Origin of the sequence: Acinetobacter lwoffii, assembly GCF_024129355.1 — a bacterium.
GTDB lineage: Bacteria > Pseudomonadota > Gammaproteobacteria > Pseudomonadales > Moraxellaceae > Acinetobacter > Acinetobacter lwoffii_I.
In genome coordinates, this window is sequence record NZ_JAMXXP010000005.1 from 14,473 (window position 1) to 31,926 (window position 17,454).

General features: G+C 44.3%; 21 protein-coding genes. 8 read left to right on the plus strand and 13 right to left on the minus strand.

Going from position 1 to position 17,454, the window contains the following annotated elements:
- Positions 1 to 54: 54 nt before the first annotated feature.
- From purF to NI468_RS04500, 8 genes are all read right to left on the minus strand, one after another.
- Entirely contained in the window at positions 55 to 1,590 is a 1,536-nt protein-coding gene (gene purF, locus NI468_RS04465) for an amidophosphoribosyltransferase (RefSeq protein WP_004729956.1), read from the minus strand.
- Positions 1,591 to 1,614: 24 nt separating this feature from the next.
- Positions 1,615 to 2,196: a CvpA family protein gene (locus NI468_RS04470; RefSeq protein WP_005246742.1), complete on the minus strand. Its 582-nt coding sequence runs from the start codon at positions 2,194 to 2,196 to the stop codon at positions 1,615 to 1,617.
- Positions 2,197 to 2,201: 5 nt separating this feature from the next.
- Complete coding sequence (locus tag NI468_RS04475) at positions 2,202 to 3,203, minus strand: quinone-dependent dihydroorotate dehydrogenase (protein WP_004729961.1); 1,002 nt, start codon at positions 3,201 to 3,203, stop codon at positions 2,202 to 2,204.
- A 90-nt stretch (positions 3,204 to 3,293) separates the two neighbouring features.
- On the minus strand, positions 3,294 to 3,773 hold the full coding sequence (gene gspM, locus NI468_RS04480) for a type II secretion system protein GspM (RefSeq protein ID WP_004280088.1): 480 nt from the start codon (positions 3,771 to 3,773) through the stop codon (positions 3,294 to 3,296).
- Positions 3,773 to 4,912 carry a type II secretion system protein GspL gene (gene gspL / locus NI468_RS04485; protein ID WP_180086739.1) on the minus strand — a complete coding sequence of 380 codons (1,140 nt, stop codon included), beginning with the start codon at positions 4,910 to 4,912 and terminating at the stop codon, positions 3,773 to 3,775. Before gspL ends, gspM begins: the two co-directional genes overlap by 1 nt.
- 30 nt (positions 4,913 to 4,942) lie before the next feature.
- Positions 4,943 to 5,398: a phosphoglycerate mutase family protein gene (locus NI468_RS04490; RefSeq protein ID WP_253100215.1), complete on the minus strand. Its 456-nt coding sequence runs from the start codon at positions 5,396 to 5,398 to the stop codon at positions 4,943 to 4,945.
- A 76-nt stretch (positions 5,399 to 5,474) separates the two neighbouring features.
- Positions 5,475 to 6,548 carry an NAD(P)H-dependent glycerol-3-phosphate dehydrogenase gene (locus tag NI468_RS04495; protein ID WP_253100218.1) on the minus strand — a complete coding sequence of 358 codons (1,074 nt, stop codon included), beginning with the start codon at positions 6,546 to 6,548 and terminating at the stop codon, positions 5,475 to 5,477.
- Positions 6,549 to 6,581: 33 nt separating this feature from the next.
- Positions 6,582 to 7,163 carry a nitroreductase family protein gene (locus tag NI468_RS04500; RefSeq protein ID WP_253100221.1) on the minus strand — a complete coding sequence of 194 codons (582 nt, stop codon included), beginning with the start codon at positions 7,161 to 7,163 and terminating at the stop codon, positions 6,582 to 6,584.
- Between the two features lie 259 nt (positions 7,164 to 7,422).
- Here NI468_RS04500 and NI468_RS04505 point away from each other — a divergent pair, with 259 nt between their 5' ends.
- The gene (locus tag NI468_RS04505; RefSeq protein WP_004646604.1) at positions 7,423 to 7,803 is read left to right on the plus strand and encodes a hypothetical protein; all 381 of its coding nucleotides are present in this window, start codon (positions 7,423 to 7,425) and stop codon (positions 7,801 to 7,803) included.
- A 60-nt stretch (positions 7,804 to 7,863) separates the two neighbouring features.
- On the opposite strand, the gene rhlB is transcribed toward NI468_RS04505, so the two are convergent.
- Positions 7,864 to 9,015: an ATP-dependent RNA helicase RhlB gene (rhlB, locus tag NI468_RS04510; RefSeq protein ID WP_222112041.1), complete on the minus strand. Its 1,152-nt coding sequence runs from the start codon at positions 9,013 to 9,015 to the stop codon at positions 7,864 to 7,866.
- A 101-nt stretch (positions 9,016 to 9,116) separates the two neighbouring features.
- Entirely contained in the window at positions 9,117 to 9,332 is a 216-nt protein-coding gene (locus NI468_RS04515; RefSeq protein ID WP_004280099.1) for a cold-shock protein, read from the minus strand.
- Between the two features lie 382 nt (positions 9,333 to 9,714).
- Between NI468_RS04515 and NI468_RS04520 the strand changes: the two genes are divergently transcribed.
- The 5 genes from NI468_RS04520 (at position 9,715) to NI468_RS04540 (ending at position 12,469) form a co-directional block, all read left to right on the plus strand.
- Positions 9,715 to 9,948: a sulfurtransferase TusA family protein gene (locus NI468_RS04520; protein WP_035335151.1), complete on the plus strand. Its 234-nt coding sequence runs from the start codon at positions 9,715 to 9,717 to the stop codon at positions 9,946 to 9,948.
- 136 nt (positions 9,949 to 10,084) lie between these two features.
- Positions 10,085 to 10,954, plus strand: a complete 870-nt coding sequence (rpoH, locus tag NI468_RS04525) for an RNA polymerase sigma factor RpoH (protein WP_004280101.1) — start codon at positions 10,085 to 10,087, stop codon at positions 10,952 to 10,954.
- Between the two features lie 119 nt (positions 10,955 to 11,073).
- Positions 11,074 to 11,439, plus strand: coding sequence for a DUF423 domain-containing protein (locus tag NI468_RS04530; RefSeq protein WP_004280103.1), 366 nt, complete (start codon positions 11,074 to 11,076; stop codon positions 11,437 to 11,439).
- Positions 11,440 to 11,474: 35 nt separating this feature from the next.
- Positions 11,475 to 11,672, plus strand: coding sequence for a sulfur carrier protein ThiS (gene thiS, locus NI468_RS04535; protein WP_004280105.1), 198 nt, complete (start codon positions 11,475 to 11,477; stop codon positions 11,670 to 11,672).
- A gap of 14 nt (positions 11,673 to 11,686) precedes the next feature.
- Complete coding sequence (locus NI468_RS04540) at positions 11,687 to 12,469, plus strand: thiazole synthase (protein WP_253100224.1); 783 nt, start codon at positions 11,687 to 11,689, stop codon at positions 12,467 to 12,469.
- A 54-nt stretch (positions 12,470 to 12,523) separates the two neighbouring features.
- On the opposite strand, the gene NI468_RS04545 is transcribed toward NI468_RS04540, so the two are convergent.
- Entirely contained in the window at positions 12,524 to 13,135 is a 612-nt protein-coding gene (locus NI468_RS04545; RefSeq protein ID WP_004280108.1) for a glutathione binding-like protein, read from the minus strand.
- Positions 13,136 to 13,352: 217 nt separating this feature from the next.
- Between NI468_RS04545 and NI468_RS04550 the strand changes: the two genes are divergently transcribed.
- Entirely contained in the window at positions 13,353 to 14,798 is a 1,446-nt protein-coding gene (locus tag NI468_RS04550) for a SulP family inorganic anion transporter (RefSeq protein WP_253100227.1), read from the plus strand.
- A 151-nt stretch (positions 14,799 to 14,949) separates the two neighbouring features.
- Positions 14,950 to 15,666, plus strand: a complete 717-nt coding sequence (gene trmB, locus NI468_RS04555) for a tRNA (guanosine(46)-N7)-methyltransferase TrmB (protein WP_005104490.1) — start codon at positions 14,950 to 14,952, stop codon at positions 15,664 to 15,666.
- A gap of 92 nt (positions 15,667 to 15,758) precedes the next feature.
- Here the strand turns inward: trmB and NI468_RS04560 are convergent, their stop codons facing one another.
- Both NI468_RS04560 and NI468_RS04565 read right to left on the minus strand, forming a co-directional pair.
- A complete protein-coding gene (locus NI468_RS04560) occupies positions 15,759 to 16,535 on the minus strand; it encodes a Rossmann-like and DUF2520 domain-containing protein (protein ID WP_253100378.1) in 777 nt (258 codons plus the stop codon).
- Positions 16,536 to 16,617: 82 nt separating this feature from the next.
- Complete coding sequence (locus NI468_RS04565) at positions 16,618 to 17,415, minus strand: thioesterase family protein (protein WP_004280113.1); 798 nt, start codon at positions 17,413 to 17,415, stop codon at positions 16,618 to 16,620.
- Between the last annotated feature and the right edge of the window lie 39 nt (positions 17,416 to 17,454).

Below are 17,454 nucleotides of genomic sequence, written 5' to 3' on the forward strand. Positions count from 1 at the left end.
ATCATAAAACAAAAAAGCGGGAAATTCCCGCTTTTTCATGATGATTTTAACTACTTAGACTTCGCGTACGCCAGTCAAATCCACTGAAGCTGCATCAATATTGACATCAATATAATTGCTTTCTTTCATGGCACTGTCACTACGTTTTTGCTGAAGATCATCCAGATATTGCGCATCAATACCGCCCGAAACATAGATGCCATCAAAGACTGAACAATCAAAGTCTTTGACATCCGGTACTTTGGTGGTTCTTACCGCATCTTTCAAATCTTCCAGATCTTGGAAAATCAGACGGTCAGCACCAATAATTTCACGGATTTCTTCTACGCTACGTTCCGATGCAATCAGCTCAGATTTCGCCGGCATATCAATACCGTAAACGTTTGGATATTTCACCATCGGTGCTGCAGACGCAAAGAATACTTTTTTCGCGCCAGAATCACGAGCCATCTGGATAATTTCATTACAGGTCGTACCACGGACAATCGAGTCATCCACCAACAGTACGTTTTTACCTTTAAACTCAAGCTCAACCGGGTTGAGTTTCTGACGTACCGATTTTTTACGCAGCTGCTGTCCCGGCATAATAAAGGTCCGGCCGATATAACGGTTTTTCATGAAACCTTCACGGAATTTCACGCCCAACATATTGGCAAGTTCTAGCGCTGAAGTACGTGAAGTATCCGGAATCGGAATCACCACATCAATATCATGCTCTTCACCCCACTCACGCAGAATTTTTTGCGCCAGCTTCTCACCCATTTTCAAACGTGCTTTATACACCGAGATTCCATCAATGATGGCATCTGGACGGGCAAAATAAACATATTCAAAAATACAAGGACGGTATTCAGCATTCGCCGCACATTGCTTGGTAAAAAAATTACCTTCTAAATCAATAAATACCGCTTCACCAGGCAAAATATCACGCTCAACTTTAAAGCCCAGCGCAGTAATCGCAACAGATTCAGAAGCAATGATATATTCCATACCCTGTTCAGTTTCACGTGAACCGTAGATCAGTGGACGAATACCATTTGGATCACGGAAGCCTACCAGTCCCTGACCGGTAATCATCGCCACCACACCATAAGCGCCTTTGCAACGCTCATGCACACGCGTCACCGCATGGAAAATATCTTCCGACGTCGGTACCAATTTGCCATGTTTTTGCAATTCATGCGCAAACACGTTTAACAGGACTTCCGAATCAGAATCGGTGTTCATATGACGCAAGTCAGTTTTGAACAGATCATCATGAATTTCTTCGGCATTCGTCAGGTTACCATTATGTGCCAAGGTAATCCCGTACGGCGAGTTCACATAAAACGGCTGTGCTTCAGCACTGCTCGATGAACCGGCTGTTGGATAACGCACATGACCAATACCGTAATTTCCTTTCAAAGCACGCATATGACGGGTATGGAATACATCACGCACCATGCCATTGTCTTTGCGCAGGAATAAACGTCCTTCATCACATGTCACGATCCCAGCTGCATCTTGTCCACGATGTTGTAACATCGTTAATGCATCAAACAACATTTGGTTAACGGGTGATTTACCAGCTATACCAACTACTCCACACATAGCAACCTCGCAGACAAGCTAGGATTAATAAAAAGGATTATTTGTAGACTCATCTGCAGCTCCAGACTTGGACGATGTTTCAGATGATGAAGCTGAAGGTTTCGATGTCCCTTCAGGCTTGATATGTTGTAGTGCGCCATTCGCGGCTTCTTTCGACATTTGAGTTGCCCAAGGTGCATAAGGCAATAAGGCTTGAATAAACTTGGACTGTTTCCAGTGAGGTGAGCTTTCTACCCACGGGCCAATTCCCTGCATGGTAATCAGAACAATCAGCAAACCTTTCAGGCTACCAAAGACACCACCCGCCAGACGGTTGAGAGGGCCCAGTTTAAGACTCTTTAAAATACGGTTCAACAGTGCAGTAACGATCCAGGTCAGAACTACAATCAGCAGGACGATAAAAGCGAAGGCCGCAATCTTTTGTACGACTGGATCTGTACTCAGAGCAACCATAGACGGCGCAAGTAGCGTTGAATATTTTGCCGCAACAATCAGGGCAAAGATCCATCCCACTAAGTTCGCAAAGGCTTTAATAAATCCTTGACGCAAACCGTTGAGCCCTCCAATGAGCAAGATAATCAGTAGAAAGATATCAATGGCATTCATAGGATTTAAAGTGCGTCTACACAATCTTTTACAAGTTTAGGTCCAGTATAGATGAGGCCACTATAAACTTGTACAAGGCTGGCGCCTGCCTGTTTCTTGGCAGCAGCATCTGCACCTGAAAGAATACCACCCACACCAATCAATGGAATTTGTCCTTTTAATACCGCAGCAAATGCAGCCAGACATGCGGTACTTTTCTCAAATACTGGCGCGCCAGACAAACCACCTGCTTCCTCTGCATGCTCCAGACCCTCTACACCTTCACGTGACAGTGTGGTATTGGTCACGATCAGGCCATCAATCTTGAATTGCAATAATTGCTTGGCAATAAAGGCAATATCGCTGTTATCCAGATCAGGCGCCACTTTCAGTACCAAAGGTACATAATGCTGGTATTCCTGAGCCAATTCAAGCTGACGCTTCTTCAGTGTTTCCAGCAGTTCGGTGAGTGCATCACCACTTTGCAGGCTGCGCAGGTTTTTGGTATTGGGAGAAGAAATGTTGACGGTAATATAAGAAGCATAATTATAGACTTTTTCTAAACAGATGAGGTAATCATCTACTGCTTTTTCTACCGGAGTATCAGCGTTTTTACCGATATTAATACCGAGAATGCCTTTAAATTTGGCCGCTTTGACATTTTCAACCAGCTGATCCACGCCATCATTATTAAAGCCCATACGGTTAATAATGGCTTTGGCCTGTGGCAAACGGAATAAACGCGGATGAGGATTGCCGGCTTGCGGTCGCGGGGTAATGGTACCAATTTCAATAAAACCAAAACCTTGACCGGCAAGGGCGTCAATATAGGCACCATTTTTGTCCAAACCTGCCGCAAGACCTACCGGATTGGGAAATTCGATTCCCATACAGGTCACAGGTTTCGCAGCAACGTTTTGACGCATCAAGCCCATTTTATGGGATGATTTCAATAGTGATAATGTCAGCTCATGTGCACGCTCTGGTGCTAAAGAAAACAACAAAGGGCGGGCTAGAGAATACAACATATCCAGAAAAGTCTACTGCTTTTTAAGTCGGCATATTATAGGCATAGGCTGACAAAAAAACCATGCTTTGCAAATCTTTATTTTTACCGTTTATTGTATGGTCGCCGTTAATTTAATCTGTCCTGCCTCATTATTTAGTTCCATTTTCTCGATACTTAGCCCCATTTGTGCCAGCTGAGTCAGGAAATTTGCCAGTACTGCATAATTTTCATGCATGACCGCCAATTGAATTTTTCCTTCCATTTGCTGGGAAGCCACCGACAATCCTTGCTGCTGTGCGACCCGCTGTACTTTCTCTGCAGCATCCAGTTGGGTGTCCCCAGCCGGTTTCATGGTCACTGCATTACTTTGCATCCAGACAATGGTATCTTTCAGCTGATTTAAGCGTTTTTGCTGGGTGTCTGCCGCCTGATGCATATACCAGAGTGCAGAACCGACTGCCGCCACAATCACAAAAACAGTGGTAAAAATCACCATTACCCGTTCACGTACCGACAAGCTGTCCAGATAATCACTCAGTTTTTCAAAAGACTGATCCATACGATTTTGTAGCGCTTCAATGCCTTTCATTATTGAATCCTCACCAGTCCGATCGCAGCTGTTCCGCTGGCCTGAATATTCCCCAGCTCCACCTTAAAGCCTTGCTGGCTTAATTGTGTGGTCAGTGCATTTAACGTTTCTGATGAATTGGCCTTAAGCTCCATACTTAACACAGAAGCATCATAATTCACCCGTTGTGCCACAATCTGATTTTGCATCAAGACTGGCCCCACCCGACTAATCAGCTGCAATGCATGCGTATCTGCAATCTGGCTTTGACGCAACTGCCCTTCAAACTGACTTTTGATATTCTGCTCAGTGACCGGATAATTTTGTCCAAACCAGTATTTAAACTGGTCGATGGCTTGCGCGGCGGTCTGATTCGCCACTTTCTTATATTGATACCAGCGCACAGCATCATAACTAAACTGCAATACTAAAATACCCAGAAAAACCGCCGCGCAGGCTTTCCAGTAGCCGGAAATAGCGCCATTGGATTTTGCTTTAGGCAAGACATTAAACGGATGCTGTTTCGGTTTTTTCAGTACAGGAATTCCATATTGGAAAGACTCCAGTTGCTCCTGAGTGACCAGTGCTTCAAGACTACGCAACTGCTCCTGGTTCAGATTGCTCACCTTATAGCTGAGATCCTTGGGCTGATAATCCAGATAAAGGCTTAGATCATCCAGCGACTGGCCTATATATTCCGACTCGCGCACCAGCAAACGTCCACCGATTTGCGCAATCACACGCTGATTGGCATCAGGAACCGGCAGCACCAAAAAGTCCGGCAACAAAGCTGCTAGCTTGACCGGGATCAGGCTTAAAGCATGTTGCAAGGTCTCAAGCGTAGAATTCGCAATTCCCATAATGCTGATCTGATCCGGCTGTTGAAAATGATGCAGCACTTTCATGGCATCTACCGGCAGCACCACATATTCTTCGAGCAAATATTTAATGCCATCATTGCCCATTTTCTTATATTGGCTCTTGGGCAAGGTCTGCTGCAAAATTTGCACATGACGGCTCGGGAAAAATACCACCGCCTCTTCGCCATGATGAGCCTGTATATCCTGAATCAGCTGTTCTAATGTGTCCGCAGTGTTCCAGAATTCCCCAGTTGACCATTGCCAAACCCCATTGGCTTCAGGCATCCATAAATACAACATTGATTGTGTTCTGCCGTTTTAATTAATTTTTTATAGTGTAGGACTAAAGCTTTTTATCTGTGTGGATAAGCTAGGGGCAATCACCGCCTGATCATAAATACGTGCTTCTGCCAATGCATAAGGTTGAAAAGATTCAGCCAGCAGAATGGAAGACATATGTGCCACCACATTCATATGGCATACCACTGCAATCGACTCATAAGGCAGTTGCGACAACCATTCCACTGCGACTTTGGCATCATCATCCGGTTTGATGGTATTACAGATCACCACCGGCACATCTTTAAAATACTGCTGCAAATGTGCCAGAGTTTCCTGCGCACGCAATAACGGACTGACCACAAAGACTTCAGGCTTAATCAGATCCTTTAAGAACTGTGAAGTCTGCTCAGCCTGTTGATGACCACGCTCCGTTAAAGGTCGCTTGGTGTCATTACCATTGACCGGTGGTGCGGCCTCGCCATGTCGAACTAAAGTCAGTTGCATTTGATTTCCTTATATTCTTTTGCCTGCATGTTAACTAGCTGATATGACAATTCGCAGACAGTCCCTGTGTTATAGATCAGACTTGATGATGTGGCAAGACAAATTCAACATCACTGCGATGACCATTTTTCATCAATGACAAGGCAATATTGAGTGGCGGCGCACCTTCAAAAATCACATCATACAAGGCCGAAGTAATCGGCATATACACATCGAGTTCTTCCGAACGTGCCTTGACCTGCAAAATGGTATTAATCCCTTCTGCCGTTTGACCCAGTTCAGTTGTTGCCTGCTCCAAAGTCTTACCCTTGCCAAGTGCGTAACCCACCTGATAATTACGACTGAGCGGACTGCTACAGGTTGCGAACAAATCACCCACCCCTGAAAGCCCAAGGAAAGTCAGCGGATTAGCACCGAGTTTTACTGCAAAACGGCTCATTTCGGCCAAAGCACGGGTCAGGATCATACTCTTGGTATTTTCACCCACGTTATACGCAGCAGCCATGCCCATCGCGACAGCATAGATATTTTTTAATGCGCCCCCGAGTTCTACCCCATGCACATCATCACTAGCAAATACGCGGAACAAGGCACTATGTAGGGCTTGTTGTACGGCATAACGCACCAGCTCGGACTGGCTGGCAATCACGGTTCCTGCCGGCTGTCCTGCCACAATTTCCTTGGCCAGATTCGGTCCTGATAACACACCATAAGGCACTTCAGGCAACACTTCACGAATAATATCGCTCATGAAACTAAAGGTTTTGGCTTCAATACCCTTGGTCAGCGAGATCACGGCTTGCGATGTAATAAAAGGTTTGATTTGCTGCAAAACATCCCGGAAAGAATGGCTCGGAATTGCGACTAAAATAATATCGCGATCACGCACAGCCTGTTCCAGATCTGACACCGCCAGCAGATTTTCTTCTAACTTAAAATCTGGCAAATAGCGTTTATTGATATGGGTGGCATTAATATCTGCCGCAACTGCTTCATCACGAATCCAGATCATGGTATTGCAACCATTACGCACTGCAGTATTGGCCATTGCAGTACCAAAGCTGCCCCCACCCAATACCGTTACTCTTAAAGCTGTCTTATGATCAACTGCAACCGGTTCTACCAGTTTTGAGAAATTTAATTCTGACATCTTATTTTTTAATATCCTGTTATACCGTGCAAACTAGCTGTTCTGGTTCCAGTAACTGACAAAATCACCGGTTCGAATCTCTGTGCGTGCTGGAATTGCTTTTGCGGCAGTGCCAATATAAATAATACCCGAGACCAGATCGTCTTTTGAAATTCCCAATGCCTGCTTAAACAGGCCAGACTCGACTACAGCACCGCTACGCCACATGGTTGAGAAACCCTGAACCTGAAGTGACAGCAGAAAATTCTGAATCGCTGCGCCTGAACTAAGGATTTGTTCAAAATGCGGAACTTTAGGATGATCCTGCAAACGCGTTAAGGCAAGTACCAGTAAAGGCGCACGAAATGGATGATTCTTGACCCGCTCAATCTGCGCTGTTTCAGTTTCACCCAAATCGATGAGCGCCTGCGACAGCAATTCTCCAAAGGCTTCACGTTGGTCATCAGGAACCACCACAAATGTGGTCGGCTTGAGCCGATGATGATCGGGTGCAGTTAATGCCGCTTGAAAGGCTCTTTCCAGTTGTTCTGCATTGGGTGCGGGTGCCAGCAGATGACCAATCGATTGCCGTTGGTGAATATTTTGATGAACGATGTCAATCGCAGATTCCGTCATTGCCTTGTATATCTACACTTAAAAAACCATACTCAAGATTAGCATATTCAAAGAAAAATACGCTAGAAACTTCATAGCGATTCAGCACGCTCATCACAATTTGAAGATAAAGTTGCTTGGTTTTTCAATCCTGTGCTGCTCTATTTTTCACCTAAGTCACATAGAGCTATACCAAAAATTGCCAAACCTATACAACAGCTACAAAATCTGCGCTGCTTGCTGTGTTGAAATATTCAGCATCCTATTTACTCGAGATTTCATGATGAAAAAAACAATCGCTTTCAGCGGATTAGCTATTTCCGCATTATTGCTTACTGCTTGTGCCTCAAACCCGACTGCATTGGCAGTGCAAAAGGAAAATAACCAGTACGAAGTGACCGGATTAGGTAAAAATCAACTGACCTCGAAAAACAACGCGATTACTGCGGCCAATAAAGCCTGTGGCTCTCGATCAACCCCAATTATTGTGGATGAAAAGACAGCTTATAACGGCGCTTTAAAAGGCGTGGTCGATGAACAAACAGGTCAGATGATTCAGGCAGCGGCTACCGTTCTCGGGAATATCGCAGGTACCAATACCGGTTTAAACCAGAATGATGATTATCAGACAGTGCTTACATTTCGCTGTCAGGCCAAATAAGCCTTAAACCACAGCGCAATAAAAAACCGCTCTTCAAGAGCGGTTTTTCTATGGTCTGGATTAGCAGTAACCTTCCAGGCGGGTCAAAGGCAATTTTTGCCCAATGGCTTTTTCAATTTCTGGCAGATAGAACGCATCATCTTCTGCAAGGAAACTGATACTCACACCACTGGTTCCCGCACGACCGGTACGGCCAATACGATGCACATAATCATCCGACTGTTCCGGCAAGGTGAAGTTCACTACATGCGATACACCATCAACATGGATACCACGCCCTGCCACATCCGTCGCAATCATAATATTATGCTGACCATTTTTGAATTGATCTAACATTTTCGTGCGTTTATCTTGCGCGATTTCACCAGACAACATCACCACCTTATAACCATCCCGTTTTAAATGATCATAAAGTTTGCGCACTTGATCACGACGATTGGCAAAAATCATGACTTTTTCAATCGGCTCATCACGCAGGATTTCTTGCAATAATTTATATTTGTCCGCCTTGGCGACCATATAAACCCGTTGCTCGACATCGGCATTAGTTTTCTTTTCCGGTTCAATTTCAACTGTGACCGGTTCAAATAACCATTGCTGTGCTAGATTCAGTACATCGTAACTAAAAGTAGCGGAGAACATTAAAGTCTGACGCTGCTCTTTACGCGGCGAGAAACGTACAATGCGCTTTACTGAAGGAATAAAGCCCATATCCAATAGGCGGTCGGCTTCATCAATGACCAAAAATTCAATCTGGTCCAGCCAGACTTCTTTTTGTTCTACAAAATCGATCAAACGACCCGGTGTAGCCACCATAATATCGACAGGCGCTTTATTAAGCTGGTTCTTTTGCTTGTCAAAATCCACACCACCCAGCAAGGTCACCACATTGAGACCAGCATATTTCGCCAGATCCTGTGCATCGCTTTCGATCTGTAACGCTAGTTCACGGGTCGGTGCCAAAATCAGCGCACGTGGCTCACCACGATAGCGTTGTTCCTGAATCGGATTATTTAACAGATCATTCATGATACTAATTAAAAAGGCAGCAGTTTTGCCTGTACCTGTCTGTGCACGGCCAATGGCATCATGTCCTGCCAGCGTGAATTTCAAAACCTTCTGCTGGATAGGCGTCATGGTGGTAAAGCCTAAAGCATCAATCGCTTTTTTTAGATTGGGATGTAAATTTAAGGTTTCAAAACCAGATGACATAAAGCGGTGCTCTAATTGGGTAATCACTAAGATAGGGATAGTATAAACAAAAAACGCCCCAAGTTATATTGGAGCGTTTTCTTTTTAGCTTAATCCGAAGATTAGTCTAATGGTTGAACTTCTTCAGCTTGAAAGCCTTTTTGGCCTTTAACAACACTGAATTCAACACGTTGGCCGTCACGAAGTGAACGGTGACCGTCACCTTGGATAGCACGGAAATGAACGAATACGTCATCGCCGCCGTTACGTTGAATAAAGCCGAAGCCTTTAGTATCGTTAAACCACTTAACTACGCCTTGTTCGCGAGCAGCTGTCATAAGTTAATCCTCATTGAAACTAAAAGAAGGACCACCCGGTGTTGCAAACAGCAGAGCAAACAAGTTTGAAAATATTATTTTTAAGCTTGTAATCATTCTGTAAAACTATCAACAAAATCCCGGTTACATCCATTTATGTAATAGGGTGAAAAACAATCACTTTGTTTATTCAAAGTCCCAAATACGCAACGAGCTTAACATGGGTTTATCACAATTAATAGATTTTTTTTAGCATGTTCTGTTTGATTTAGTTATTTTTTTGATGAAAATTGTCAAAAGACTTTATAAAGTCATTTAGATCTTCTTTTTCTTAAACTAGTTTGGTTCTGGCATCATATTTGCTACTATTTATAGCCTTTTCTGCTACCTAAATGAAACCGTAATGCTCGAAGATCCAGCGCATTTCAGCCTTATAGACGCCATGGGAAAACCGTGCCCGATGCCGCTATTAATGTTAAAGCGCGCATTAAAGGCCGGAAATCAGAAAACATTCCTGCTGAAATCATCTGATCCGCATAGCCAGACGGATGTCAGCCGCTATTGTCAGCTGCATCAGCTCAAGCTTGAATTTAAAAAAATTTCTGATACAGAGTTTCACTACTTAATTGAATCTTAAAAATTTTCAATTAAACTGTTGATCCTCACTTTCGTATACTTTTTTACATTTCTCTACCCAAATATCCATTATTTGTGGAGAGATTGGATTAAGATAAAACCTAGTTTAGGGTTATCCCGCACTTCAAGGAGAACACATGAGTGACAGCCGCAATCAGTTGATGCCCCTGTCATTATCGGCGCCAGGTGTCAACCTCGGTGCTTATATCAGCACTGTCAATCAGATTCCAATTTTAACAGCCGAACAAGAAAAAGAGTTGGCTGAACGCTATTACTATGACCAAGATTTAGATGCAGCGAAAATGCTGGTCATGTCGCACTTGCGTTTTGTGGTACATATTGCGCGTAGTTATGCAGGTTATGGTCTGCCACAAGGTGACCTGATTCAGGAAGGCAACCTGGGTCTGATGAAAGCTGTGAAACGTTTTGACCCGAATATGGGCGTACGTTTGGTGTCATTTGCCGTGCACTGGATCAAGGCGGAAATTCACGAATACGTGATCCGTAACTGGCGTATCGTGAAAATCGCCACCACTAAAGCGCAACGTAAACTGTTCTTTAATCTGCGCAGCCTGAAGAAATCATCGAAAAAGTTGACGCTCGCAGAAGCACAGTCGATTGCCAATGATTTAAATGTCACACCAGAACAAGTCCTGGAAATGGAAGGCCGTCTGACGGCGTATGATGCGGCTTTTGATGCTTCAAGCGATGACGATGATGAAGGTTCCACCCATGTTGCACCAGCGTTGTATCTTGAAGATAACCGTTATGATCCGGCCCGTCTGATTGAAAATGAAGACTATGAAGAGCAAAGTACTTCTGCTCTGCATGAAGCCATGGATCAGCTCGATGATCGTTCACGTAATATCTTGCAGCGTCGCTGGCTAGATGACGAGAAATCGACCCTGCACGAACTTGCAGCCGAATATAATGTTTCTGCGGAACGTATTCGTCAGCTGGAAAAAAATGCCATGGAAAAAATTAAAGTGGCGATGTCATCCAATTAATACCAAATTCTGTTACTGATTTACCTCGAAAAAGCCTTCTTTGATGAAGGCTTTTTTATGTCCGCATTTTGAATTTATGCTAAGGTTGAGCGCAAACTTTATCAGGAAGATCAATTCAAATGTGGATTGCGATTTCAGCACTTAATTTGGCACTTGCAGTCATGCTCGGTGCTTTTGGTGCACATGGTTTAAAAGCGCGGGCGACTGAAGCACAGCTCGGCTGGTGGCAAACGGCAACGGATTATTTTTTCTATCATGCCTTAGGACTACTGATTCTTTCTTTACTGGCGAAAGTCATCCCTGCATTGCCCATTCAATGGAGCTTCGGTCTGATTCAGGTCGGCATTTTACTGTTTTCTGGCTCACTGTATATCATGGCCTTAGGATTACCCCGCGGTTTAGGTGCTATTACGCCCATCGGCGGGGCTTTAATGATTGCCGGATGGTTAATTCTGGCCTGGAATGCTTTAAAATACGCCAGATAAGTTTGAACAACACTTAATCATGGAGGGTTGCTAGAATGATGATTTACATCAATGGCGAACAACAGGAAACTCACTGCAAGAATCTGCTGGAACTGATTCAGAGTATGGCGCTTGAGGGTAAGCGTTTTGCAGTTGAAGTCAATGAAATGATTATTCCTAAAAGCAGATTGGGCGATACGCCAATTTGCGATACAGACAAAATAGAAATTATTCACGCGGTCGGTGGCGGCTAATACTCGGGACAATTATGCAAGATTTATTACAGATTGGTTCACGCCAATTCCAGTCACGCCTTTTGGTAGGCACGGGCAAATACAAAGATTTAAATGAAACTCAGCAGGCCATTGAAACCAGTGGTGCAGAGATTGTCACTGTCGCTATTCGCCGTGTCAATATTGGCCAAAATCCTGACCAGCCGAACCTGCTGTCAGTCATTCCTCCGGAAAAATATACCATTTTGCCGAATACCGCAGGTTGCTTCGATGCCAATAGTGCCGTCCGCACCTGTATGCTGGCGCGTGAGTTGCTCGATGGCCACAATCTGGTCAAACTTGAAGTTTTGGGTGATGAAAAGACACTTTATCCAAACGTAACCGAAACACTGAAAGCTGCGCGCACCTTGATTGACGATGGCTTTGAGATCATGGTTTATACCTCGGATGATCCGATCGTGGCGCAAGAGCTGGAAAGCATGGGCTGTGTTGCGATTATGCCATTGGGTAGCCTGATTGGTTCTGGTCTGGGCATTCTGAATCCACATACCCTGTCAATCATCAAGGAAAATGCCAAAGTTCCTGTCCTGGTCGATGCCGGTGTCGGTACAGCAAGTGATGCCGCGATTGCGATGGAACTGGGTTGTGATGGTGTACTCATGAATACAGCGATTGCAGCTGCACAAAATCCGGTATTAATGGCATCTGCGATGAAAAAAGCCGTTGAAGCAGGCCGAGAAGCTTTTCTTGCAGGCCGTATGCCGCGCAAGCGTATGGCCAATGCCAGCTCACCGGAAACCGGCTATTTCTTTAAATAAATTTTCATGAACAAAAATAAAGGACTCAATTGAGTCCTTTATTTTTGTTTTTAGTTAAGGAATCAGACCTTCATCACGCATAGCAATCTGTACAGACTGACGTTCTGCCACTTTATTACGGATATGAATAATATTTTTATATGGACTCAAATCATGCTCAATCTGGTTCGACCAGTTGGTCAAGACAAATAGATAGGCATCCGCAGGCCCAAAGTTATCATCCACCAGATAATCATTGTCCGATTCACCAATCGCTTTATCGATATAACTCAATAGACGATCAATCTCCGCATAGGCTTTTTTCTTTTCATCTTCGGATAACTTGCCACCGAAGAACACCGCATAGGCATCATGTAGTTCAGAGTTCAGATAACCTAACCATTCCAGCACCTTGGCACGTCCCATGCCCGATGGTGGAATTAGATCTTGTTTTGGATCGTGTTGAGCAAGAAACGGTAGAATCGCAACATTTTCTGTCAGGATCAGACCAGGGTTAATTTCTAACGCTGGTACATAGCCTTTAGGATTAACTTCGTAATAATCCGTACCTTTTTCTGTTTTATGTGTTTTTAAATCAACACGTTCCAAATCAAAATCGACATTAATTTCATTTAAAATAATATGTGCTGCCAGTGAGCAGGCACCTGGTGAATAGTAAAGCTTCATTTCTGATCCTTGTTATACACTTCTCAATGTTTTAAATCGCTTCTGACAAACTTTCAAGTGATCAAACCTGTAAATTGCAAAAAAGCGTAACTATCATTTCAGGGCAGTTACTCATTCAATATTCAGGATATTCCGGGCTTTTGCAAGTCAATCTTGTGTAGATTTTTATCTCTATCTGTTTAACATACACAGGTTTTCCAAATATAGATGATATTTCGTGATTAGCCTGAAAAAAGAAGAATGGTTTTCCAATATCCGCACAGATGTACTGGCAGGTCTGGTGGTGGGACTTGCCCTGATTCCTGAATCAATTGCCTTCTCTGCCATTGCCGGCGTCGATCCGCAAGTCGGTTTATATGCTTCTTTCTGCATTGCAGTATCCATTGCCTTTTTTGGCGGACGTCCCGCCATGATCTCTGCTGCTACAGGCGCAATGGCGCTTTTGATGATTACCTTGGTAAAAGAACATGGTCTGCAATATCTGCTGGCTGCCACAATTCTGACCGGTATCATTCAGGTCATTGCGGGGTATTTTAAAGTCGCTAAATTAATGCGTTTTGTATCGCAGGCGGTGGTATACGGATTTTTGAATGCCTTGGCGATCCTGATATTTGTGGCACAAATCCCGGAAATTAACCGGATGGATAGCACCGGTTATCTGTTTATTGCGATTGGTCTGACAATTATTTATCTGTTTCCTTATATCCCTAAAATCGGTAAAGCCATTCCCTCACCTTTAATCTGTATTATCGTATTAAGCGGGTTGGCGCTGTTGTTAAGTGCAGATATGCGTACCGTGAGCGATCTTGGACAATTCCCGGATACTTTGCCAGTATTCCTGATTCCAGAAATTCCACTCAATCTGGAAACCTTGCAAATTATCCTGCCTTATTCCTTTACCTTGGCGACTGTCGGTTTGCTGGAAAGCATGATGACCACTACGGTCATTGATGAAGTGACCGGAACTGAAGGTGACCGTCATCAGGAATGTCGTGGTCAGGGTATGGCCAATATTGTCAGCGGCTTTATGGGCGGGATGGCCGGTTGTGCCATGATCGGCCAGTCAATTATCAATGTGTCTTCAGGGGCACGTACCCGTTTATCGACTCTGGTCGCTGGGGTATTTCTGCTCTGTCTGGTGGTATTCCTGAAAGACTGGCTGGCTTATATTCCGATGGCAGCACTGGTTGCAATCATGATTATGGTGGCATTTACCACCTTCCAATGGGGAGCAATCAAGCAATTCAGCAAACATCCACTGGAATTTAATACCGTGATGATTGCCGTGATTATTGTCGTGCTTGCCACTCATAATCTGGCACTCGGTGTATTTGTCGGCGTGCTGCTTTCTGCTCTGTTCTTTATTAATAAATTGGAAAGAACCGTACATGTGCATACACATTCGAATTCGGCTCATTCACGCAGCTATATTATTTCCGGACAGATATTCTTCAGCAGTACAGAAAAATTCTATCAGTTCTTTGATTTTAAGGAAAAGCTTGAGCATGTCGAACTGGATTTAACCCACGCGCATATCTGGGATGTGACCTCAGTGAACATGTTGAATAATGTGATCCAGAAATTTAAAGCCCAAAATATAGACGTAACAGTGATCGGTTTAAATGAAGCCAGCAGTACACTGATTGACCGGTTTAGTAGCTGATGAACGGTGATTAATAAAAGAGCCTCAATTGGCTCTTTTATTTTATCTGGAAGATCTCGCCAATTTTTATGGAGAAATACCGAGAAAAGTTTGACTTGCTCGGCTCAGGACTTAAAATACCGCATTCTGAATTTTTAGATTTGCCAAAGTTATGTCGAACGATCAATTAGACCAGCAAGTCGTGGAGCTGGAAAACTTAAGCGAGCACCGTGAAATCGTGACGTTTATGCGCCGCTCAATGCCGCTAAACACCTCTCAACGTACTGCGCTTGAACAATATGGTCACTTAATTTTGGAATATCCAGTCGGTGATTTGCGTGAGCACTTTGAACATCCTGAACGTCCTTTGACTGTAGAAATCGGTTTTGGTATGGGCCGTTCACTGGTATTGATGGCCAAAGCCAATCCTGAGCGAAACTTTGTCGGGATTGAGGTCCATGTACCTGGAATTGCGCAGTGCGTGTATGAAGCAGGTGTTGAAGGCCTAACGAACTTACGTGTGCTGGATGCTGATGCAATTCAGGTATTACGTGAAATGCCAGACAATAGTATCAATACTGTGCAATTGTATTTCCCGGATCCATGGCAGAAAAAGCGTCATTTTAAACGCCGTTTTGTTTCGCATGACCGTATGCCACTGGTGGAGCAAAAGCTAGAACTTGGCGGAACTTTCCATGCTGCAACGGACTGGGAACCGTATGCGGAATGGATGATTGAAGTATTGGAAGAACGTCCACGACTGGAAAATCTGGCGGGCAAAGGCAATAGCTATCCTCGTCCGGAATGGCGTCCACAAACCAAGTTTGAACGTCGCGGGATTGAAGCAGGTCACAAGATTAATGATTTTATCTTCAAGAAAATTTCTTAATCTAAGACTCAAAAAAGCGCTGATTATTCAGCGCTTTTTTATGGGCAGAATTTGTCTTTGAACCCTGCTCCGTAGATAAATTATCAGCTTCTTCATTTCTGATGACGCATGAGAATCTGCTGGCTCAATAGCTGATAGACATTTTGTAAATCTTCCCGCTGCATATTGCCTAGCATCTGCTGATGCATATTCAAAATATTCTGATCACCACGCATCGCTGGACCGGTCTGCATTTGTTTGGGATCATTCTGAGTAGCTTTATTGGCGGTTTCCAGTATCAAGGGATACAGTAAACTGAAATCGACCTGTTGTGCATCCACTACCTGCTTGGCCATGTCATAGCAATAATTGGCAAAGTTACAGGCAAATACCGCTGCAAGATGCAAACTGAGACGTTGACTAGAACTATAAGTATAAACACGATTGCTTAGGCTATTTGCCAGCTCTAATAACAGGATTTGGTCCTGTTCATTCACCGCTTCAATAAACACTGGCGTCTGCTGCCAATCAATCTGGCGTTCCAGACTAAAGGTCTGTAAAGGATAAAATACGCCTGCACGCGCATGCACATTTTTCAGTAAGTCAAGATGGGTACTGCCAGAGGTATGTACGATCAGATTCTGCTGCAGATACGGATGAATCTGTTCAATGACGCTGGCAATCGACTGATCACTGACCGCGATAATGACCAGATCCACCTCATGACTCAGCTGTTCAGGTCGAGCGATGGCCTGAGCGTTGAATTGCTCAGCCAGTTGCTGTGATTTTTCTAGGGTTCGACTGTAGATCTGTACGATCTCATGTTGTGCTGACAATACAAGGGCAAGATGATATGCCACTCGCCCTGCCCCAATCATACTTATCCGCATCTTGTGCTGTTCCTGACTCATTGCGCACAGCATGCCAATAAATAAAGATTGAGGCAATTGGTCTTGATGTTTCGAATAGACTTTAAAACTTTCGCAGGGTCAGAATTTGTTCACTTCGACCAAAAGGTCCATGAACATCATGCAGAATCCCGCTGGTCAAACCAATACCATCTTCACCATATTGCTGCACCACTTCCAGTCCCAGCCATTTACCCTGCGGCAGACGGTGCATATGAATCTGCAGGTCCAGATTCGGAAATCCCCAACCGGAATTCGGGTCCTGACGTGGCACAATGCCATTGGCCGTATCGACCATACCGAGCAAACGACTAAAGTCTGTCGTCGGTTGACCTTCTACCATGTCCAGCGAATTTCTTAGCCAGACAATGCCCTTGCCTGCACGATGGTCAGCATGTGCCCGGGTTTCAATACTCTGGATATAACCGCCCGGCCAGCAGCGCATACCCTCCCAAACCGGTAAATATTCTGGACTTTCGATCGGAAAATCTTCCACTCCAGCAATGGCCGTGGTATTTGAAGTTAGCATTCTCCACGCGCGTGCCACGATACAGGTTTTACCATTGGCACACATTTCAGCTTCAACCAGTTCAATGGTTTTACCCGGACGGATCATGCGTGTGGTAATCGAAAATTCACCAAAGGCTATCAGGCCAAAAATATCCAGTCCGACCCGACCAATACGCATGTCAGCACGTGGCTGAAACTGTTCCAGTTCGACGCATAGAATACCGGTGGCTGGCGCCATGTGCTGCTCATGCGGATTCCACGCACCTTGTGCATGAATATTAGAACGGTAATAAGCCGTAGTACTGCCATCTGCATGCTGTTCGCGCTGAATAAAACTGTAATATGCCGACATTGTTTTAATACTTCCCTGAATATTCTCTTAAACTTTAGA